The 22,483-nt window shown below is 45.0% G+C and carries 18 protein-coding genes and 2 tRNA genes; 12 read left to right on the plus strand and 8 right to left on the minus strand.

Translation table 11 applies throughout. The features are described 5' to 3' along the window. Both KAH81_05865 and KAH81_05870 read right to left on the minus strand, forming a co-directional pair. Nucleotides 1-85: transfer RNA gene (locus KAH81_05865), tRNA-Tyr, on the minus strand. Between the two features lie 23 nt (nucleotides 86-108). Then, nucleotides 109-180: transfer RNA gene (locus KAH81_05870), tRNA-Thr, on the minus strand. Nucleotides 181-356: 176 nt separating this feature from the next. On the opposite strand from KAH81_05870, the gene KAH81_05875 reads away from it, so the two are divergent. The 6 genes from KAH81_05875 (at nucleotide 357) to KAH81_05900 (ending at nucleotide 4,836) form a co-directional block, all read left to right on the plus strand. Further along, a complete protein-coding gene (locus KAH81_05875; protein ID MCK5833182.1) occupies nucleotides 357-557 on the plus strand; it encodes a hypothetical protein in 201 nt (66 codons plus the stop codon). 265 nt (nucleotides 558-822) lie between these two features. After that, on the plus strand, nucleotides 823-1,101 hold the full coding sequence (locus KAH81_05880) for a hypothetical protein (GenBank protein ID MCK5833183.1): 279 nt from the start codon (nucleotides 823-825) through the stop codon (nucleotides 1,099-1,101). An 18-nt stretch (nucleotides 1,102-1,119) separates the two neighbouring features. Beyond that, nucleotides 1,120-1,428, plus strand: coding sequence for a cell division protein ZapA (locus tag KAH81_05885; protein ID MCK5833184.1), 309 nt, complete (start codon nucleotides 1,120-1,122; stop codon nucleotides 1,426-1,428). 141 nt (nucleotides 1,429-1,569) lie between these two features. Next, complete coding sequence (gene rny / locus KAH81_05890; GenBank protein MCK5833185.1) at nucleotides 1,570-3,132, plus strand: ribonuclease Y; 1,563 nt, start codon at nucleotides 1,570-1,572, stop codon at nucleotides 3,130-3,132. Between the two features lie 10 nt (nucleotides 3,133-3,142). Beyond that, on the plus strand, nucleotides 3,143-3,952 hold the full coding sequence (locus KAH81_05895; protein MCK5833186.1) for a TIGR00282 family metallophosphoesterase: 810 nt from the start codon (nucleotides 3,143-3,145) through the stop codon (nucleotides 3,950-3,952). Next, a complete protein-coding gene (locus KAH81_05900) occupies nucleotides 3,952-4,836 on the plus strand; it encodes a phosphoribosylaminoimidazolesuccinocarboxamide synthase (GenBank protein MCK5833187.1) in 885 nt (294 codons plus the stop codon). The genes KAH81_05895 and KAH81_05900 overlap by 1 nt, the downstream gene beginning before the upstream one ends. Nucleotides 4,837-4,993: 157 nt before the next feature. On the opposite strand, the gene KAH81_05905 is transcribed toward KAH81_05900, so the two are convergent. Beyond that, complete coding sequence (locus KAH81_05905; GenBank protein MCK5833188.1) at nucleotides 4,994-7,174, minus strand: ATP-dependent RecD-like DNA helicase; 2,181 nt, start codon at nucleotides 7,172-7,174, stop codon at nucleotides 4,994-4,996. Nucleotides 7,175-7,408: 234 nt separating this feature from the next. Between KAH81_05905 and gyrA the strand changes: the two genes are divergently transcribed. Next, a complete protein-coding gene (gyrA, locus tag KAH81_05910; protein MCK5833189.1) occupies nucleotides 7,409-9,895 on the plus strand; it encodes a DNA gyrase subunit A in 2,487 nt (828 codons plus the stop codon). Here the strand turns inward: gyrA and KAH81_05915 are convergent. The 4 genes from KAH81_05915 to alaS form a co-directional block, all read right to left on the minus strand. Continuing rightward, nucleotides 9,892-10,656, minus strand: coding sequence for an MBL fold metallo-hydrolase (locus KAH81_05915; GenBank protein ID MCK5833190.1), 765 nt, complete (start codon nucleotides 10,654-10,656; stop codon nucleotides 9,892-9,894). The genes gyrA and KAH81_05915 overlap by 4 nt on opposite strands. A gap of 479 nt (nucleotides 10,657-11,135) precedes the next feature. Then, complete coding sequence (locus KAH81_05920) at nucleotides 11,136-11,882, minus strand: geranylgeranylglyceryl/heptaprenylglyceryl phosphate synthase (protein MCK5833191.1); 747 nt, start codon at nucleotides 11,880-11,882, stop codon at nucleotides 11,136-11,138. After that, nucleotides 11,879-12,466: a 3'-5' exonuclease gene (locus tag KAH81_05925; GenBank protein ID MCK5833192.1), complete on the minus strand. Its 588-nt coding sequence runs from the start codon at nucleotides 12,464-12,466 to the stop codon at nucleotides 11,879-11,881. The genes KAH81_05920 and KAH81_05925 overlap by 4 nt, the downstream gene beginning before the upstream one ends. A 1-nt stretch (nucleotide 12,467) precedes the next feature. After that, nucleotides 12,468-15,068, minus strand: coding sequence for an alanine--tRNA ligase (gene alaS, locus KAH81_05930; protein ID MCK5833193.1), 2,601 nt, complete (start codon nucleotides 15,066-15,068; stop codon nucleotides 12,468-12,470). Between the two features lie 322 nt (nucleotides 15,069-15,390). Between alaS and KAH81_05935 the strand changes: the two genes are divergently transcribed. The 5 genes from KAH81_05935 (at nucleotide 15,391) to KAH81_05955 (ending at nucleotide 21,707) form a co-directional block, all read left to right on the plus strand. After that, entirely contained in the window at nucleotides 15,391-16,668 is a 1,278-nt protein-coding gene (locus KAH81_05935) for an insulinase family protein (protein MCK5833194.1), read from the plus strand. 1 nt (nucleotide 16,669) lies between these two features. After that, nucleotides 16,670-17,122 (plus strand): dUTP diphosphatase, encoded by a 453-nt coding sequence (gene dut / locus KAH81_05940; GenBank protein ID MCK5833195.1) that lies wholly within the window; start codon nucleotides 16,670-16,672, stop codon nucleotides 17,120-17,122. 468 nt (nucleotides 17,123-17,590) lie between these two features. Continuing rightward, nucleotides 17,591-18,814: a Zn-dependent exopeptidase M28 gene (locus KAH81_05945; protein MCK5833196.1), complete on the plus strand. Its 1,224-nt coding sequence runs from the start codon at nucleotides 17,591-17,593 to the stop codon at nucleotides 18,812-18,814. Continuing rightward, nucleotides 18,804-20,393 (plus strand): hypothetical protein, encoded by a 1,590-nt coding sequence (locus KAH81_05950; GenBank protein MCK5833197.1) that lies wholly within the window; start codon nucleotides 18,804-18,806, stop codon nucleotides 20,391-20,393. The genes KAH81_05945 and KAH81_05950 overlap by 11 nt, the downstream gene beginning before the upstream one ends. A gap of 279 nt (nucleotides 20,394-20,672) precedes the next feature. Next, nucleotides 20,673-21,707: a M42 family metallopeptidase gene (locus KAH81_05955; GenBank protein MCK5833198.1), complete on the plus strand. Its 1,035-nt coding sequence runs from the start codon at nucleotides 20,673-20,675 to the stop codon at nucleotides 21,705-21,707. A gap of 5 nt (nucleotides 21,708-21,712) precedes the next feature. Here the strand turns inward: KAH81_05955 and KAH81_05960 are convergent, their stop codons facing one another. Further along, a complete protein-coding gene (locus tag KAH81_05960; protein MCK5833199.1) occupies nucleotides 21,713-22,351 on the minus strand; it encodes a SagB/ThcOx family dehydrogenase in 639 nt (212 codons plus the stop codon). Between the last annotated feature and the right edge of the window lie 132 nt (nucleotides 22,352-22,483).

Here is a 22,483-nt window from a genome sequence, read left to right on the forward strand (position 1 = left end):
TGGTGGTGGGGGGAGGATTTGAACCTCCGAAGGCTTAGCCGACAGATTTACAGTCTGTTCCCTTTGACCACTCGGGAACCCCACCAATCAAGATAAAAAGATGTCAATAGCCGACGGGGGGAATCGAACCCCCAACCTGTGGTTTACAAAACCACTGCTCTACCTTTGAGCTACATCGGCGAAAGCGCCGGTTCATAGTTCCGCCAAATAAAAGCATGAATGCCATGAAAGTCAAGCATTTTTTTACTTTTTTTATTATTTCTAATAATTTTAGTTGACTTTTTATGTGTCTTGGAATATTATAATGCTCGCTTTATACCTAAATACGCTCGTTCGATTTTAATTAGGAGGAAATTGTGGGTAAGAAACAAAAAAGTTTTGGCGATAAAATTGCAAAGGGGACCGGTGTTCGCGGGCAAGTTTGTCCAGTTTGCGACCAGGTTATTCGGGAAATTAAGGTCGTCCGCGCTGCACGCAACGAGGATAAAAATTCATGGCGCTATATCGAATCTATCGAGAAAATATGCAAATGCAATGAAAAGGAAATCCTCGGGTAAATGCCTAGGAGTTGCTGAAGTAGTTATATCGATGTTCTTCAAATCGAAAACTTCACTCAGGGGCATACGAATACGATTTCCTTTATAAGAAATTTCTTAAGTATTCCGTAAAAAACCGATTCGAGGAGCTATTTCGTTGAAGCGGTTTTTATTTTTTTACATTTCGTTACTTTTTTGTGATAAATTCACTTGCTTTTACTCCCGTAAAACATTATTATGGAACTAGAAAGCGGAGCCAATTAGAGTAATATATTAGGGGGTAACAATGAATTTGGAATATTTTCAGGCTCTTGAGGAAAAAGTGAACCTTCTTATAAACAAGGTGGTTTCACTTCGCAACGAGAACAATGAAATCGCTCAAGCAAATAAACATCTCGAAGAAAAGGTCCAGAATATGTTGGGGGATACCAATAGGCTTAAGGAGGAGAATCAACAACTTCTCAATAAAGCCAACGAAACCTCTATAAACAATATTCAGGAGGGCGAAATCAAAAATAGACTCGAAGAGATACTTCGTAAGGTTGACGAAGTTGTCGAGTCCTGATAAATAGGATTTTCCGGGATGATAGACGAAAACATTAATAGTAAATCGACCATGAAAATAAATATCTTCGGTAAGGAATATTCCATCCGAAGTGTTGAGAATAGCGATTATGTTGCAGAAGTTGCGAGATATGTCGATAGTAAAATGATTGAGGTAGATCGAAGCACCGCTTCCTCCAATCCTGTTCAGGTTTCGGTTCTTGCTGCCATGAATATTACCGATGAATTTTTCTCGGAGCGCCAGAAGACTCAGGAGCTTTTCTCTACTATCGATGAGCGTTGTAAAGAGCTTATCGAACGCATTTCTTCGGTTATCCATCAGGAATAAAGCATTAACTTCAAACGTCTTTCGTCCCACCGTTTGCCGGCGGCGGCTATTATTTTGATAATCATTGAAGGCCGTATAACAACTCGCGAGCTTATTTGCTACGGACGGCCCGAAAGTTGACATAAATCATTGGAGGTTATTTTGGAAATTCTTATTCCTGCAATCGTAGCGATTGTTGGGCTTATTGCGGGTGGTGCGCTTGGGTGGATAATTGCGAGTCGAGCGGGCAAAAGCCGTCTTCAAGATGCTGAGGCAAGGGCGCAACAGATAATTGCTGAGTCTAATCATAAATCGGAGATCATCTTAAAAGAAGCCGACTTATCGGCAAAAGACAAATTGATCCAAATGAAACAGGATTTTGAACGCGAAACACAGTCGAAGCGTCACGAAATCCACAGAGAAGACAAAAAGCTCGCCGAGAAAGAAAGCTCGATCGAGCGTAAAATGGACCTTCTTCGTAAAAAAGAAAGGGACATACAATCGCGCGAACGACTCACAGCCCAAGATGAAAAACAACTTCGTTTAAAACAAAATGAGCTCGAAGACCTTATCGAACATCAAAACCGCCAGCTCGAGAAGGTTGCTATGATGAGTGCCGGGGAAGCTAAAGCCCTCCTTATGAATAACCTTGAAAACGAGGCTCGGGCAGAAGCAGCGAAGATAATTAAAGACATCAAAGAACGCGCCGAGGCCAACGCCGAGCGCGAAGCACGTCAGATAATAGTGGATTCAATCCAGCGATGCGCTGCGGACACAACTGCAGAATCGACAGTCAGTGTGGTTAATTTGCCTACAGACGAACTGAAGGGAAGAATAATCGGAAGGGAAGGAAGAAACATTCGGGCATTCGAGACTGCGACTGGAGTCGATGTTATAGTTGACGACACACCCGACACGGTAATCCTTTCAGCTTTCGACCCAATACGCAGAGAAACAGCGCGCATTGCACTAGAAAAACTAATTATCGATGGGAGAATTCATCCTGCGAGGATAGAAGAGACTGTGAAAAAAGCTGAAAAGGAGATGGATGTTATAATTCGCGAGGCAGGCGAGCAGGCCTGTTTCGAGGTCGGAATTCACGATTTAGACCCCGAATTGATTAAACTCTTGGGAAGATTGAAATATAGAACCTCATACGGTCAGAATGTTCTACTTCATTCTATCGAGGTCGCTCACCTTTCAGGTTACATTGCTTCTCTACTCGAATTAGACCCACTTATGGCCAAGCGTTGCGGACTTCTACACGATATTGGCAAATCTGTCGATAAAGGTCAGGAAGGAACACATACGGAGCTTGGATTCACTATTGCTCGTAGATATAATGAGAAACAGATAGTATTAAACTCAATACTATCACATCATGAAGACGTCGATGCCGAAACACCTTACGCCATTATCACCAAGGCGGCAGACGCTATCTCTGGAGCACGACCGGGCGCTCGTCGAGAGACACTGGAGAATTACGTTAAGCGTCTCGAAAGACTGGAAAAGGTTGCTGACGGTTTTGCCGGAGTTGAAAAGTCATATGCTATTCAAGCTGGTAGAGAAATACGCGTCATTGTGGAACCTGAAGAGATAAGCGACAAGGAATCGTCGCTTATTGCATCGGAGGTCGCCCAAAAGATACAGGAAGAACTCGAATACCCCGGTCAGATAAAGGTTACTGTTATTCGCGAAACTCGCGCTGTCGAATACGCCAGATAGAGAGAAAATTATGCGTGTCCTTTTTATAGGGGATATTTTCGGAAAACCTGGCAGGATGGCTCTCTATGAGAACTTAACTGCCATTAAAGAAGATTATTCCACCGATTTCGTTATTGCAAATGCCGAGAATATTGCCGGTGGTTTCGGTATAACCGAAAATCTGTGCAAAAAGCTATTCCGATATGGTGTCGATATTATAACCACAGGCAACCATGTGTGGGACAGACAGGATATCGATTCATATTTAGAGGTTGAAAAAAGGGTCTTACGCCCTTTAAATTTCCCTGCAGGAACGCCGGGATTCTTTTCGACAGTTATTCAACAAAACGAAGCTGGAGCTAAATTAGCGGTAATCAACGCACAAGGTCGGATTTTTATGCGAGCCATAGACGACCCATTTAGGGGCGTTCTTGCCGAGGTCGAGCGGCTACGCAAGATTACGCCGAATATTATCGTCGATTTCCATGCTGAGGCCACATCTGAAAAAGTGGCCATGGCCTATTTCCTCGATGGTAAGGTCAGCGCTGTATTTGGAACACACACACATGTCCAAACCTCAGACGAGCGAATACTCGAACAAGGCACTGCAGCCCTCACCGATGCAGGAATGACAGGTCCACACGATTCGGTTATCGGGGTAAGATCCGAACTCGCATTGCGTCTTATTCTTACTGGCCGCAATGTTAGGTTTTCACCCGCTTCAAAAAATATTCGCATTCAAGGATGTATCGTCGATATTGATGAAGGCTCGGGAAAGGCCCTTTCGATAGAGAGAATCGATATTAGTGTGGAAGAGAGCAAAAACATGGGAGCCGAATGATGGATCAAACAAACGAAGTGTTATATACCGATCTTGGACGGAAACCGGATTACTCAGGAAAGGTTAGAGACATATACGACCTTGACGATAAGCTCCTTTTGGTCGCAACAGACAGGCTAAGCGCTTATGATTGTATTCTCCCAAACGGCATACCGGGAAGGGGTAATATACTCACAGAAATGAGCGTATTTTGGTTTGATAAAGTTTCCTCGATTGTGCCAAATCACCTTATTTCGGCTTCGGTGGACGATTATCCTGCAGAATTACATAAATACCGCCATCAGCTAGAATACAGGTCTATGCTCTGCAAAAAGGCCGACCGTATTGATATCGAATGCGTCGCTAGAGGCTACCTGTCCGGTAGCGGTTTGAAAGAATATCGTAAAACCGGTAAGGTATGTGGTGTGCATCTCCCGGAGGGGCTCGTTGAATCAGATCGCCTTCCTGAGCCAATATTTACACCTGCAACAAAGGCTGAACAGGGCGACCATGATATGAACATTTCCTTCGAGCAAACTGCAGATATTATCGGTCTCGACCTTGCTACTCGCTTAAAAGACCTCACACTCGAAATCTACTCCAAAGCTACCGAATATGCTCGCTCTCGAGGCATTATAATTGCCGATACTAAATTCGAATTCGGCTGGATAGATGGCGAGTTATCGTTGATCGATGAGATACTCTCTCCCGATAGCAGTAGGTTTTGGGATGTTGAAGACTACCAACCGGGAAGGCCTCAAGCTAGTTTCGATAAACAGTTTGTTCGCGATTGGCTCACAAAATCCGGTTTCGATGGCACCGGCCAGCCACCTTCGCTTCCGCCGGAGGTTATCCGCGGCACGCTCGAAAGATACTCACAAGTCCGAGACAGGCTTCTATCTTAGCAAATTCCCGCCGCTACGGGGCGCGTCGATGCGAGTGGACTCGCCACCCGCCGACCGGAGCAGCATTTCCTATTTTCGCAAGATTTTCCACCGGCCGCCGGGCGCTTTTCTGCGGGATACCGCAGAAAAGCTCGACGCGCCCTGCATATCATATAAGCTAGCTTTTACCTGCTATTTTGACACCTTCGGCGATGCGCTCCCCAAGCGCAGTCCATCTTTGATGTGTTTTCGCCTTACTCACAGCGATGCCCAGTGCTTTAACGTCACCTATAATAACACACAATTGCTTAGCGCGGGTCATCGCGGTATAGAGGAGGTTCCTGTTAAGCAGAATAAAATGCTCTTTGAAGAGCGGTATCACAACACACGGCACCTCTCCCCCCTGCGATTTATGTGCGGTGATTGCATAGGCCTCTGTCAAATCGCATATACTTGCTGAATCATAGGTAACATCTCTTCCAAAATCCACGGTAATCGAGTTTTTCGTCACAGATTTAACAAACCCGATATCACCGTTAAAGACGTTGAGGTCATAGTTATTGCGTGTTTGCATTACTTTATCGCCGAAGAAAAATCGGGAATCTGATTCATTAGCAGCAGAAATAAATTCATTCCGTAACGCCGCATTCAGTGCGTTAACGCCACAGATTCCTTTGTATGAAGGCACTATAACCTGAATATCCCGAAGCGGATCGAGCTTATAGGCTTCCGGCAGGCGGCGGGCAACCAGGTCCACAACAAGCTTGAGGCCGCTTTCTCGGTCGTTCTCGGGAATAAAGAAAAAATCGCCTTTAGGATCGTTTTTAAGACTGGGCATTCTACCATTAAGCACATTATATGATTCTGCGATAATGCGGCTCTTATCGGCCTGCCTATGGATTGTCCTCAGCGATACAGTTGGAACGCTGCTGCTAGAAATGATGTCCGCAAGTATCTGCCCCGGGCCAACGCTTGGAAGCTGGTTTGCATCGCCTACTATAACGAGACGCTGACCTTTTCTTGTTGCAAAAAGCAAGCTAGATAATAACTCAATATCCACCATGCTAGCCTCATCGAGGACTATAATATCAGTATGTAACGGTCTTGAATGGCCATATTTAAATCCCACACCGGGTGTGTATTCTAAAAGCCGATGTAGAGTGCAGGCAGGTTCCCCGGTGGCATGGGAAAGCCTGTTCGCGGCGCGTCCGGTAGGCGCGCACAATGCGACTCTAAGCGATACTTCTTTTGCTATCGATACAATCGCATCAATTACAGTCGTTTTTCCGGTTCCTGGGCCACCGGTGATAACACTAACCGAGCTGGGCCCTAACGCCGTGAAAACTGCTGTTCTTTGCTCAGCCGTGAAAACTATTTTCCTATTCCTCTCGATATAATCTAGAGACCGATTTATTTTCTTTTCCGGAACTGCCTTAAGCCCTGTTAATAAAAGACCTGAAAGAATAAGTGCTGAATTCTCCTCAGCCTCGGACAATCTTGAAAGATATACCTTTTCCCCGCGAAGAACGAGCTCGCCTACCTCGATAGATTTGTTTATTTGGGAGGAAATCATACGATGATCTATATTAAGCATCTTACCAGTCCGAAAAATGAGTTCCTTCATCGGGAGGAAGCAATGTCCCTCATCGGAGGACTTATTCAATGTGTATTTGAGTCCCGCGCGAATTCTCGAAGGTGAATCTTTAGGCACATCCATCTTATTGGCGATTTTATCTGCAAGAATAAATCCTATCCCCATAATTTCATCGGCAAGGCGATATGTATCCTTTTCTAGAATATCCAGAGCGGCACCTTTGTATCTTTCATATATCTTACGAATTCGTGCCGGCCCAATACCTTTATCGAGAAGCTTCAAAGAAAGTTTGCGGATCGCCCTCTGGTCACGATCTTCCGCAGTAAGAGCCTTCTTAATCGCCTCAGCTCTTTTTTTGCCTATTCCGGGAACTTCGAGAAGGCGCTCAGGAGTCTCACGCACCACATTTAGAACATCGTTGCCAAAATGATCGACAAGAAGCTTCGCATACTTCTTCCCTATCCCCTTTATCAGATCGCTCGATAGGTATTTTATCAGCGATTCGTTTCCTTTGGGTTGTTCTACATCAAAAGATTCTACTTTTAACCTATAGCCCCATTTCTCGGTCATCTCCCATTTTCCTTCTGCTGTAAGGCACTCTCCGGAATTCCTTTTCCCCATATTGCCCACTAACACAACAGTGTGTCCTTTATCGGTCTTAATCTTGATAATGGTAAAATCGCGTGTGCTATCGTAGAAGAGAATACTCTCAACGACTCCACTAACCGAAAACGCATTGGTATTTGTTCTTTCTTCCTGTTTCATAATTTCAGAAAAATAGTATCCCGATAAGACTGTGTCAAGCGATAGAACCTGATATGCGAAAACTCTTTCGGATCTTTTTTATATCGATTTTTTTAACGCTGTAGTTCTTTAAAAATAAATATTTAAGACCAATTAGCCTTTGACAAATAGGCTTTTAAAAACTATATTATTTAAATTTTACGTTCGCAAGTTTTGAGAGTAAAAAATACTCTCTTAATAATATTGGAAGGTCATATGGAAGAGCAAAATATTGGTGATGTTGTACCGGTAGATATAGAAGACGAAATGCGCCGTAGCTATATGGATTATGCCATGAGCACGATCATCAGCAGGGCGCTGCCCGATGTTACCGACGGTCTTAAGCCGGTGCACCGCAGATGCCTATATGCCATGTTCGATATGGGCATACTTCATAACCGCGCGCATGTTAAATCGGCGAGGCTAGTTGGAGAGGTTATGGGTAAATACCATCCACACTCAGATTCCGCGATTTACGATACGGTTGTTCGACTTGCACAGAACTTCAGAATGCGCTATCCCCTGGTTGATGGCCAAGGTAATTTCGGCTCGGTCGATGGCGATCCTGCTGCGGCGCCGCGCTACACAGAAGTCCGTATGCGCCAGATTGCAGAGGAGTTGCTCGAAGACATCCATAAAGGAACAGTCGATTTCGTCCCAAACTATGATAATTCCCTTATCGAGCCTACTCTTCTTCCAGCCAAATTCCCGAACTTCCTTGTTAATGGAAGCTCTGGTATTGCAGTAGGCATGGCGACAAATGTGCCTCCACATAATCTTTGTGAAGTTTGCGATGCCGTTACACATCTTATCGACTTTCCCGATGCCTCTATTAAAGATCTCATGCAGTTCATTCAAGGCCCCGATTACCCAACCGGCGGCATCATACTTGGAACCAGGGGAATACGTGAAGCTTATGAAACTGGTAGAGGTTCAATAACCACTCGCGCACGCGCCTTCATCGAGCCTGTTAATAAAGGCACGAAAGAGGCAATAATAATTAACGAAATACCTTACATAGTAAACAAATCGAGGCTTATCGAGCAGATAGCCGATCTTGTTAAAAATCGCAGAATCGAGTCGATATCGGATCTACGCGACGAGTCCGATAGAAACGGAATGAGGATATATATCGAACTCAAACGAGGCGAAAACGCCCAAATAGCTTTAAATAAGCTATTCAAACTCACGCGGCTTACAGAAAATTTCGGCGTTATAATGCTAGCTATCGACAAGGGTATCCCGAAGGAGATGAACCTCAAGCAGATATTAAAAGCCTACGTTGAACACCGCAGACAGGTAATTATCCGCAGAACGATTTTCGATCTCAAGAAAGCCAAAGAGCGAGCACATATACTCAAAGGCCTAGTTATTGCGCTTCAAAGTATCGACTTAGTCGTTAAGATAATTAAAGAATCTCGCACAACGAACGAAGCCTCAGAAGCCTTACAAAGAAGACTCAGTCTTTCAGAAATTCAAGCTAAAGCTATTCTCGACATGCGTCTAGCAAGACTTACCGGCCTCGAACGCGATAAAATAATCTCCGAACTCGAAGACATAATTAAACTCATTGAACACCTTCAGGGCATTCTCAATAACGAGCAAAAGGTCATGGATATTATCAAGAACGACATGATTCAAATTAAAGAAAAATACGGCGATAAGCGTAGGACTCAAATAGTCCCTCAATTCGAAGAGATGTCCGCAGAGGATTTCATCGTCGATGAAGAGGTTGTCGTTTCTGTAACACATCGCGGTTATATCAAACGCACACCGACTAGTATCTATCGCCAACAACATCGTGGGGGCAAGGGTATTCAAGCTATGGGCACCCGCGATGAGGATTTTGTTGAGAAACTATTCACTGCAACCAACCACGATATTATTTTGCTATTCAGTTCCGGTGGCAAGGTCTATTCGCTAAAAGTATATGAAATCCCGGAATTTTCGAGAACAGCGCGCGGTATGGCAATTGTCAATCTGATTGGTCTCGCCGGTGGCGATACTATCGCAAGCTGCTGCCGCATTCGTAAATTCGATGAGGATAAGGATATTATTTTCGCGACGGCCAAGGGCAAAGCAAAGCGGACTGCTCTTTCCGAATATGTTAACGCACGCAAGACAGGCGTTATTGCAATAAAGATCAGTGAAAAAGACAGGCTTATCTCCGCAGAACTCGTAGATGATCCTTCGCGCGAAATACTTCTCTTTACCCGCAAGGGCATGAGCATAAGGTTCAATGTCCAAGAAGTCCGTCAGATGGGGCGTAACGCTCAAGGTGTAAATGGTATTCGCCTTCGTGACAAGGACGAAATAGTCGCGATGATAGCACTTAATTCCCAAGATAATATACTTTCAGCCACTGAAAAGGGATACAGCAAAAGGACAAATGTAAAAGAATATCGCCAACAACACAGAGGCGGAGTCGGTATTATCGGTCATAAAGTAACAAAAAAAACCGGCAATGTAGTGGCCGCGCTTCAACTCCAAGAAGACGAAGAGATTGTTGTTATAACCTCAGAGGGTGTGCTTTTGCGCACAACGGTTTCGAGTATCAGTAGTTATGGAAGATCTACGCAGGGCGTTAAGCTTATGCGCGTGCCTACCGGACATGCTGTTTCGGGTGTAGCACCTGTCATGGAAGCCGAAGACGATGAGCCCATTATTCCCGACTCCGGCGAACAAACAGAGTTGAATGTCTAAAGGTTAAAATCCCTAACCAAATACTGATCCGCTATTTGAACTACGGTTTTTCGGAAATCGCCGGCGAAGGCCTCCTTTGCCTTTGCCATAACCAGTTTCGGAAGATTATTCGAGCGTGAAAGATGACAAAAAAGTAGCGCTTCGAGTTTATCTTGATCAATATTCTTTAGAAACTCCGAGGCTTCTTTATTAGAGAGATGGCCATGCTCACTCGCTATTCGTGCTTTTAAATATTTAGGATAGGGACCATTCTTCAGCATTAACTCGTCGTGGTTCGATTCGAGTATTAGTGCACGAATGCCATCAGCCGCCTCGATGAGGTCATTCGTTATCTTTCCGGTATCAGTTGCTATTACAATATCGCCTTCATCGGAAAAAAACTTAAACCCCACAGGATCGACAGCATCGTGTGGAACTGGAAATGGTAAAACGTCGAGGTTCCCTTTTGAAAAAACCGCGCCTGCGCTGAAAAAATGAACATCTTCGATATTGGGTCTAATATCTGTTTTGGAATAGGTTTTAAAACTCATATAGACAGGTAAAGAAAACCTTTTTGCAAGAACAAATGCACCCTTAATGTGGTCACTATGTTCGTGCGTAATAAAAAGACCATCTATCTTACTAGTGTCAATTCCATGCTCAGAAAGCTTATTCTTTGCCCTGAGCGCAGATATACCGCAATCGACGAGAATATTTGTGTTCGCGGCGGAAATATAATAGCTATTGCCAGAAGATCCGCTCGCCAGGGAAAGAACACGCATCTCTGCCTTTCGTATGAAAGTTAATTTAGATTATTCTATTGATTTTCGCTAAATTCCCAAGAACTTTGTAAATATTTTTCTTAACTCATAACCCTTCTGCAGAATAATCAATCATAGTTTCACTCCATTAACATTAACCCATCTGTCGAGTTTGACTTAAGCGCCGCTCAAATCTGCCTTTACAAAGATTTTTACTCGAACCTCATACCGCCACCCCGCGCTGTCACAATTTTTGCGGTTCCTTCGGATGCAAAAATCCCTTCCCACAAGCACATCCCTTCCCGCGCCAGCGCTAGGCTCCACACCTCGATTAATTCAAGGCCGGCGCGATGGTCCCGGAAGTGGGGCTCCGGGGAGTCCATGCGCAAGAAAATTGCATTATAAAGAAAATTGGGCACTCGCACGGAGCGTGACGGCCGGAAGGCGGAACCTGAATCGACTTTGGAAATAACGATTATAATGAAATTAAAGAGTATATTTTATAATTCGTGGGTTATTTTTGCAATCTCTTTTATGAGGCTAATATCCCCTGTTTCTTCGACTTGGGTTCCAACGACAATAAAATCTGCGCCGGCGGAGAGAATTCGCTTTGCGGTTTCAAAATCGCGAATCCCACCACCAACTATCAACGGAAGATCGCTTTCTGAACGAACCACAGATATTACCTCGGACGGAACAGGTTTCTCTGCACCGCTACCAGCTTCAAGAAATATAGCCTTACTACCCATCATCTCTGCAGCTATTGCGTGTGCCAAGACGATGTCCGGTTTATTGCGCGGAATTGGCACAGTGGCGCTCATGAACTGAACCGCCGTCACACGCCCGGATTCGATAAGTATGTATGCTGTCGGCAAAGTCGATATACCGATGGCCTTTATTTTCGGTGCCGATTCGACCTGCTCCTCAATAAGCCATCGCGGATTTCTCCCGGATATAAGCGATAAAAAGAGAATACCGTCAGCCTCTCTGGTTACCTGATGGCCATTGCCGGGAAAAAGAAAAACCGGGATATTTACACGCTTTTTTATCTCGCGAACTGCCATCTCGAACCCGTTGCCGAGAAGTAAACTGCTACCCACCAATACAGCGCTTGCGCCTGCTTCCTCAGCCTTTACAGCCAAATCTCCAAGCTCCTCAGATGTTCCTTTATCTGGATCGAGAAGGAGTAAAACTCCACCGCGCTTCGTTTTTATTTGCTTATCGAACCAACTCTCAATAAAAGTCATACTCCTCCTATTTTGAGAAGATCGGCTACAGTATATATCTTCCCCTCAGCCTTTAGGCGATGAACTAAGCGAATGAAGGCATCAGCAGTAGCATGCGCGTCGTCGAGGGCATTGTGTCGGTTTTTTGGTGGTTTTAGCTCCAAAAGCCTGATTACCTCATCCAAACCTGCGTGCTTTTTATCTGGCCATATAGCACCAACAAGACGCATGGTATCGACTATTGGCCTCCGTGGTGGTAAAATGCCCACGCTTTTGGATTCCCGCTTGAGAAATCCAAAATCAATAGCCACATTGTGGCCTACTATTATCCTGTTATGAAAAAGTTTAACGAACTCAGGAAGAACTTGATTGGCAGGAGGAGCCATCGCAAGCTCCTTACCACTGAGGCCATGGACAGCCTTTGAATCCGCAGGCACTGAACGCTCCGGTTCGACTTCCGAATAGAATCCCGGTTCAGAACCCATACAAAAACCCTCGACTGGAAGCGCCGCTACCTCTATTATCACATCTTTATCCGGATCGAGACCGGTCATCTCAAAATCAATTACAAGAAACCGCGCTTTATCGATAGGAGTGCTTGCCAAACTAACTTACCCCAAACTCTTTATTCAAAGTATCTCTAACCCAACTCAGGGCTTCCGTTGCTAATGACATATCACGGCCACCTCCCTGTGCAAAATCCGGCCTTCCGCCACCGCTTCCACCCATAATCCCCGCTGCTCCACGAATGATCTCCCCCGCAGATAGCCCGCGCTGAACCATGTCCGGAGTGGCGCCCGCAGCAATAGCAGCCTTACCATCAATATTCGCGATAAGAAAAACTACACCTATATCAAGGCGTTGCTTCATCTCATCGACAAGCTGGGCAAGTATGTCTCTTCCCGCAACACTAACCTGTTCAACAATGAACCGCCCCTGCGGACACTCGACCGTTTTTCCCAGTAGTGAATCCGCTGTGTCACCGGTTTTTTCTCGCTCCAACTCCTCGATCATTTCTTCCAAACGCTTGCCCTCAGCTACCAAAGATCGCGCCTTTTCTATGAGGTCGGAGGATTGACCGGCCTTGAGAACAGCCCTCAGCTCGTCCTTTTCATCACGAACGTCGTTTGCCCAGTCTATCACGGATATTCCAGTTATAGCCTCGATTCTGCGAAGCCCGCTTCCGACAGAGCTTTCCGATTTAATAAGAAAAGCTCCTATCTCTCCTGTTCTCGCAATATGAGTTCCTCCACAAAGTTCGCGAGATACTGGCTCAATCGATATCATGCGCACACGCTCGCCGTATTTCTCGCCAAATAACGCCATGGCTCCAGCATCTAGAGCATCTTTATATGCCAACTCGCGAGCAAATACCGGAATATCGGCTATCGCAACCTCGTTTACAATGCGTTCGATCTTCCTAAGTTGAAGCTCTGTCGGTGCCTCAAAATGGGTATAATCGAAGCGGAACCTATCTGGCGCAACAAGCGATCCCCCTTGATGGACATGTTCTCCGATAACCTTTCTTAAAGCGAAATGCAAAAGATGCGTCGCCGTATGATTCCTGCGGATAGCATTCCTGCGATCGACATCGATTTTAGCAAAGACCTCGCTCGATTGTCCTATATTGCCTTTAAGCGTTCCGATATGGATGATGGAATCGGCATCCTTCTTCGTGTCCTCGATAGTGAGCACCCAACCATCGCCCTCTATTCTACCAGTATCTCCAACCTGTCCACCAGATTCGGCGTAAAACGGTGTTTCTTCGAGAATCAAGCGAATTCGGCCATCGGCAGCGGTCTGGTATTTTCTAGCTACAACATTAGCCTCATTCTTTTCGTAACCAATGAATTTCGAGTCTGCGCCCTCAGTAAGGATTGTCCATTTCCCAGGACCTATCTCTTGGACAACATCAAAAAGCGAGGCTCCTCGAGCCCTTTTGCGCTGTTTATCCATCTCTTTGGAAAAACCTTTATGATCGACAACAAGACCCCTTTCCGAAGCCATAAGCTCGGTGAGATCAAGCGGGAATCCATAAGTATCATATAATTTAAACGCATCCATCCCCCATATTGTTCGGTCGCCTTTTTTCATCGCTTTATCGGCGAGATTCTGGAACAACTCGATTCCAACATCGAGAGTTTGAGCGAAACGCTCTTCCTCGGATTTTATCGCTCTAACTATATGTTCATTTTTTGAGATCAATTCAGGGTAAAACTCACCCATTTTATCCGTAAGCGGTGCAACAAGTTCATAAAGAAGAGGCTCGTGATAACCGAGTCTTCGGGAAAACCTAGCCGCACGCCTTAAAAGGCGCCGCAGAACGTAGCCTCGCCCCTCATTCCCGGGGAGAGCACCATCTGCGATTGCGAATACCAACGCGCGAACATGGTCTGCAATCACGCGAATCGGTATTTTCTGTTCAGGATTATCAAAATCTGCAGCGGTTATTTCCTCGATTTTACTGATTATCGGTGTGAAAAGGTCCGTTTCATAGTTTTCCTTAACCCCCTGTAAAATCGACACCACACGCTCTAATCCAAGCCCTGTGTCCACATGTTGTTTAGCAAGAGGTGTTATAGAACCGGATTCATCTTTGAAAAACTGCATGAACACCAGATTCCATATTTCGATAAATCTTCCACCGGGGTCGTTTGGTTTCTTCCCTTCGCCGAAACCAAGATCATAATGTAACTCGCTACATGGTCCACAAGGGCCAACCTCGGCCATCTCCCAAAAATTATCCTTTTCCCCAAATCGGAGTATTCGCTCTGCAGGTAAAATCTTGCGCCAGATTCGCTCGGCTTCATCGTCGTCTTTGTATATAGATGCCCAAAGCCTCTCAGGGTCGAGACCGTATCCCTCGGTCATCAATTCCCATGCCATCTCTATGGCTCCACGCTTGAAATAATCCCCAAACGACCAATTACCCATCATCTCGAAAAAAGTATGGTGAGTGCCATCGTGGCCTACATCCTCAAGGTCGTTGTGCTTACCCGAAACACGCATACATTTCTGTGCCGAAGCAGCTCTGGGATACGAAGGAATTGCTTTCTCCAGAAAATAATCCTTGAATTGGTTCATTCCAGCATTGGCAAAAAGCAATGATGGGTCTCCAATCGGCACCAATGGACTCGAGGAAACCACAACGTGTTCTTTCGATTTAAAATAATCCAGGAATTTTTCTCTTACAATTCTACTGTCCATATCTATCTCCATTAATATTTAAGAAATAATTATTCAATATACAAATTCTCTATGATTGAGCAAGCTATAACGTCATCTTCCAACAGTTGGTATAATCATCGGTTTTATTTCTTCGTAGAATTTTTAGTCTTTACTCAGCCATTTTACTCAATTTACAAAACGTCTCGATATAGATTACGTGGTTTCTAAACATCTCATCTATATAAAAGCAAGAACTAATAAAACATATAATTCTATATATATTGAAATTTTCAAGTATTTTAACTCTTGAATGCGCTTTATGAATTGACATTCTCATTTGTAAAATATAGATTACTTCTTGATGCTAAATAAAGCCCGAAAGACAATTTTACCGAACGGCATTCGCGTTTTAACTCTACCCATTAAATCGCGGCGGGGTGTTGCCGCAGGAGTCTGGATAGATGCCGGAAGTCGTGACGATCCCCTTGGCCAAGAAGGCCTTTGCCACCTTACTGAACATATGTCCTTCAAGGGAACACCCACGCGAAGCGCTCTCGATATTGCGCGGGAACTGGAAAGTGTAGCCGCATCTGAGAATGGTTATACCTCTCAGGAGGAAACTTGCTATTATATCTATCTTCCAGCGGAACAACTCCACAAAGGAATGAACATTCTCGGCGACATGGTTTCGCATGCCTCGGTGGATAATAAACTCTTTTTAAAGGAACTTTCGGTTGTCGCAAGCGAGATGAGTGATGTCGCGGACACGCCATCGGAGATAGCGCGCGATCACTTCACTTCTGTTGTTTTCGGAGACCACCCGCTTGGAAAAACTATCCTCGGTTACCCAATGACCGTTAATAATCTATGCCGAGACGATGTTCTTGAATTTATAAACACAAATTACGTCGCTCCTCGAATAATTGTTGCTGCGGTCGGCAATATCGACCACGATTATTTTTGCGAGTTGACCGAGAAAAACTTCGACATCGGCACACAAGCCTCTCAAAAAAGTCGCACTTCTCCGAAAGCTATGGATTACGGCAAATTTCGTGTTGTTGAAAAGAAAACCTCACAGCTTTCAATATACCTCGGCGGAAGGGCTTTTTCCTTTGTTGACCCCATGCGCTATCAAATGGCAATTCTCGATATAATCCTAGGTAGAGGAGCTTCGAGCCTGCTTTTCCATTGTCTGCGCGAGGAGGAGGGTATTGGATATCGGATTTTTTCTTTTGAAGAATACTTCGGCGATTGCGGTCTCTGGGGCATTTATGCCAGTATCGACCCTAAAAGCATCGAACGCTTCTTCCAAACCGTCGATTCGGTTTTCAATAAGATAATCGCCGGGACCGCTGTAGCTGAGCGCTTCGATGAAACATTGAGAGGTGTCACAGGAAGAATCGCGCTGGAAAACGACTCTGTGGGTTCACTTCTTGCAAGGCTTGTCGAAACCGAGCTTTACCTTGGCAGATTTATCTCACCCGATATGACCCTTGCGGAATTATCTAAAATAACCCCGGAGGATATTGTTGAACTTGCGCGCAGTATCCTCGATAGGGATAGAATATCAGGTGTATGTTACGGCCCTTCGAAAAAGCTCAAAATCCCATGCTGGCTGACTCCGGTAAAGGAAAAATAGCGTGAAACAATCACTTGAAGTTAAATGCAAAATCCTCAGAGAAGGTGCTTCGATCCCCAAATTTATGAGCGATGGTTCCGCTGGTGCCGACCTTTTTGCCTGCCTACCACAACCCATTTTTATTGAACCAGGAAAATGGGAAACCATCCCGATTGGAATATCACTTGCGATTCCCCATGGATTTGAAGGTGAGGTGAGGCCACGAAGCGGTTTGGCGCGTAATTTTGGCATTACTTTACTTAACGCTCCGGGAACAATAGATTCAGATTATCGTGGTGAATTAATGGTTATTCTGATTAATCATGGTGAAATATCATTCCGAGTGGAAGATGGCGACCGAATAGCACAACTGCTAATTAAACCGGTTTTACATGCTACTTTCATTAGAACAGATACTCTTGAAGAATCTAGCCGTGGTGATGGCGGCTTTGGGTCCACGGGCATCCGAGGATAACCTCGGCAAAGGATAATTAACTCGCAGATAAGAACTTATTTAACAATCCGAGTCAAATTTGTTCGTTTTAGTAAAGCCAATAAATCAAAAAATATTCGATATATTTTTGTTTAACCCCGGCGCTGTCACGATTTTTGCTATTCTAATGCTTTAGCGTAATAGAAGCATTTACTCTTGCAAAAATCCCCACCAAACCCCTTTTCTGTCACAAAATTTTCACCTTCGGTAAATTTCGTGCCAGCCCCATTTGCTCGTGCCAGCGCCTTTTTTCTCAGTGTTATTTTCAGTGTCTATGGACAAGCATTTCATTTTGCATTAGGCTTCTTTGCCTTATATTTATTTTTTCGTAGAATATTTTTACAGATTTTCTTAGGGTAGCATATCTTTGTTTCTATTTACATTAATTGAATACAATAACCATATACTGTGGCCTATAAAATGCTATATTATTCAGGAAACAGTGAGCAAATGAGGAAAATGCTAAATACTTTGAAAAAAATAGCCTTCGAGCGAGTAGGCGGCACAGATTCAGAGCGCAAGGTTTTCGATATTCTTATCGATGAGGTTCGCACACGCGGCCTCGAGCCTCATCTTGAGCCCTTTGAGATTTCCACTTTTCATCGCGGTGAAGGCAATGTTGTCCTTGAAAGCGAATCTCCGCTCAAATTTGCTGTCAATCCAATCGGTCTTTCTGGTAATGCTGACATCACTGCGAACTTTCGATATATTGAACCTTCAAATCTGCCGTTGGCAGATTCTTGCGAGGGTCAGATTATTATTCTTCCCGAACGCGTTTCATTTAGGCATTATGAGCACCTTGCTCGTATTGGTGCGTCGGCGTTTATTGTTGTTAATCCACCCGGTCACAAGCCAGGATTTCAATCTCTAAAAAGCAACTTTGTAGATTGTTATGGCAAAATACCCGGGGCGGTCATAGGTTACGAAGCTGGTTTGAAGCTCATTTCCAATAATAAACACAAACTCCATCTGCAATGTCAGCAGGAGGAATTTCTTGGAATAAGTCATAATCTATTGGTTACCATCAAGGGACAAAAGAACGATGGAGAGATATTCGTCTGTGCACACGCTGATAGTGTTGCAGGTTCTCCGGGTGCTGTTGACAATGGCGCTGGTTGTGTCGAGATGCTCGGCATTATGGGGCATTTTGCCAAACAACCGCCTAAACGCACGATCCATTTCTGTTTTTTCGGAAGTGAGGAGCTTGGTCTCATGGGAAGCCAATTCTATGTAAAAAAGCACATCGACGAGCTTAACAAAATAGCCATAGTCTTCAATCTCGATGTGGGCGGCGATATTTTCGGTGATAATAAGGCTATTATCACTGGAGACCAGAACCTTGCTAACTTTATCGATTCTCACAATAAACTACGGGGTATGGGCCTTCGCGTAACGAGGTCTATTTATTCAAGTGACAACATGCCCTTCGCCCGTCATGGAATTCCTTCAGTGAACTTTGTGCGCTCGGGGCTCGGGGCATCACTCGGTCATTCCTCCGACGACGATCTTCGCAATGTCGATGAGCGCTCCTTAAGATCACTCGCTGAAATTGCCCTAGATTACATCATCTCGGTTGCAAATGGAATAGCCTTGCCTTTCGAGCGCACGATACCTAATGACATTGCCGATGAGGTAGAGAAATATTTCATCGAAAGGTTTGGTCTTGAAAAATAAAATCCTCACAACTCTTTTTTCGCTGTTTATGGCCTTTTCGGCTCTAGCGGCAATCAAATGTGGGCTTCCGGAGCTCATTGAATCAAAGTCCCCACTTACACTTTCGAGGCCGGTTCTATCTTATTATTATGACTCTGATAATTTTCGTGTATGGTATAATCTAACAGGGACGAATGCCATTCCGGGCGATGACAACTCCCCTGCCGACGGCATCCCCGATTGGGCGCAGTTTGCGACCGAATATCTCGAACGCGCACGCGCGCTTTTAGTCGATACTCTTGAATTCCGTTCACCTATCCCCGATTCAAGCATTCTTCCGGGCCTCAGCGATGTCGGGGGCGATGACCGCACCGATGTCTATTTCCTCGACATGGAATTCTACGGAATGACCTATCTCGACACCATGCTTTCAGGCGGCGTAGGACCGGCGTTCTTAACAATAGAGAACGATTTCGAGGCTGCGAGTTTTCCTGAATATATTGGGCGGGAGCATGAAGCCCTTGCAGTTACCTGCGCGCACGAATTCTTTCACTCTATCCACTATGCTTACGGTAGTAACAGCAGCTGGATATGGTGGATGGAGGCTACTGCAGTTTGGTCTGAGGAGCGCAATTATCCCGATGTAAACGATTATTTGAATTATCTACCGGCTTTTCAGAATTCGCCCGAGGCAGGCCTGAACAACAACTCTCCTGCTGGTAGATTCTATGGTTCCTGTCTTTTTCCGATGTTTCTTACTGCTAACTACGGAGATCCTGTTATCAACGCTATCTGGGAACTTGTTCCTGTAAATAATGTTTATCCCGCCATCTTTTTATGGGCCAATGGCATAGACCTTAACACTAAAGAGCTTTATGGCGATTTCGCACATTGGAATCTACTTGTTGGCGAGAACTACAATGGCTATGGCTACTCGGATGCTGCGCTCATGCCTTTACCAAAAATAACTCCTCTCGACTCGGTGACAGGTCCTCTTACATCATCAGGTGGCGCTATTTATGTTGAAATTCCTAGCTATTCCGATGGCGGAGTCTGGGCCGAATGGTCGCCCTTGGATTCGCTTTCGGCGCGCGTTCACGCCCTCACGAATGTTGGCACCGACCAGAGCGACACTACATTAGAGATATTCGGCCACGCCGATACAATCCCTGGTGCATGGCGCTATGATGGCATTTATGCAACATTGGCCAATCTCGCTGCAGTTCCAACAGCCCCAGCACAATTTGGGCGCCTATTGACAGGTCCCGCGCCCTCAGCCAAGGTTGAAATACCTCATAATATTGTGAACTTACCACCTTATCCGAATCCCTTTGTTTATAGTGAAGCTGAAACACTTTACATACCATTCTCTGCAGGCGAAAATTCCGCTATACGATTTACAGTATGGACAACCGATGGTCATCTTGTTTACGAACAAATCGGAATGGCAAGTTTAGGTTATCATCTAACACAGCACGGTGCATTAACATGGATACCGCAAAACCAATCGGGAAATAGACTTGCCGGTGGTATTTATGTCTATTACTTAAACCTCGATGATGTGACATACACTGGAAAAATAGCGATCGTTAATAATTAGTTAAAATAAGTGTTATAAATTCGTAACAATAAATTGAAGTTTGTTACGAATTTATAACACTTGCTATTAACCAGAAAATTTCTAGAATAATAAAAAATCTTTTTGTATGCTAACCTATACCATTTGAAATCTCTAGGAAAAGCGCTTATAGAGTGGATGCGAAAACACAGATTAGTAGCATACCGCTCCTCGATTGGATCTGGAACAGATTAAAGCGTGAGCGTTGTTAATCGATGCGCATCGATATGGTAAAATAAAAAACTAATAAATGGAGAATTGATGAACTGGAAATTATTGAAAGAATTGTGCGATGCACCTGGAGCTCCAGGCCACGAAGAGCCTGTCGCGCAGATAGTCCGCAGGGAGTTCGCGACTCTCACCGACGATGTCCACACCGATGCGGTAGGTAACGTTATTGCGCATATCGAAGGCAAAGGCATTAAAGTCGCATTGGACGCGCATACTGATGAGGTCGCCTTTATCGTGACGCACATCGATAATGAGGGCTTTATCCGCGTCATACCACTCGGAGGCATAGACCCTCGCGTGTTCACAGCACAGAGAGTTATTATCCACGGAGCGCAAAGGCTTACCGGCGTTGTCGGCTCGATACCGCCACACCTAACTCGCGGCAGAGAGGCAGATCGCGACAAATCGGTTCCGATACCAGATTCCTTTATAGACACCGGGTTACCATCTCAAAAGGTGCATGAATTAGTAAGTATTGGCGATATAGTAACTTACGACAGCTCACTCATTGATCTTGGGAATGCTTTCGTGGGTAAAGCCTTTGATGACAGAGCTGGTCTGTTCGCAATAATAGAAGGCTTACGCATGGCTAAAAAAGTCGCATGTGATCTTTATCTGGTGGCAGCCGTTCAGGAAGAACGCGGGCTCCGTGGCGCTCAATGCGCAGCATTTTCGGTTGCTCCCGATGTTGCAATTGCTGTCGAAGGAACCTTCGCCAACGACGTTCCGGGGATACCCACGTATCGGCGTCTGGCCACTCAAAATAAAGGCCCCGAGCTTCGCATTGTAGATGGCCGGGTAATTGCCGACCGTGGGCTGGTTCGATTCCTTGGAGAAATTGCAGAACAGGCCAAAATACCTCATCAGTTTATTGTAAAATCCGCTGGAACGACCAACGCCACCACAATACAAACATCTCGCGGAGGTGTCCGAGTGGCGGCTATATCAATGCCGGTTAGGTATATACATAGCCCGACTGGAATGATACAAAAAAGCGATATTGAACAATCCATTAAGCTCGTCGCAGCTTTCCTAGAAAATGCGGATAAGCTTCCGCCTAGGTAACTAAACTACTTCCGTAAACCGATGGGCATCAGATAGCGCGGGATACCATCGACAGAGAAGAGCTCCGACACTTTATCATCATGGAATGCGCCAATAGCTACGGTCGAAAGATTCAGTCCTTCAACCGCAAGATAGATATTCTGGCCGATATGACCGATCTCCATATCAACATAACGCTCGGCGCGCGCGCCGTATCGAGCTGAAGTCCTTTCAACTACTGCAAAAAGGCATATTACACAAGCAGCGCTATGTAATGCTCCCTGACCGAGAGCAGCATCAGCTAATTTTTCCGCAAAATGCCCCTCCATAATAACCTCAAGATTGTGCGAATCCTCAATATATCTGTAAATTCCAGGAGGAATACCCTCGATACGCTCGACTAATAAATAAGTATCTATAGGAAAAGTGGCGCCAGCACTGGGTGCTACGCGAAATCCCTTAGCAAAATCGGTGATGCCAGCCGTAGCCCACATAAGCTCGCTTATCGCAGAAAGTGTAATCGAACCCTCAGAAAAAGACCGCCGGCTACGGCGGGTCTCCATAACGGAATGTAAGTCAATGCCATTGCCCGGCGGTGAAGGAAGGTCTATTATCTGTGCCATAACGGAAACTCCTAACAAAAAAATGGTTATTATTATTCTCATTCTACCCATCCTTTATCAAATCATACCCACCAAATCAATCCAAGCTAAATTATATGTCGAACATCGATAAATGCATCATCTAAAGCAAATGTTGAAAAAAATATAACTAAATAAACGGGCGGTCGGCAGCGG

Source organism: bacterium (assembly GCA_023145965.1).
GTDB lineage: Bacteria > UBP14 > UBA6098 > UBA6098 > UBA6098 > UBA6098.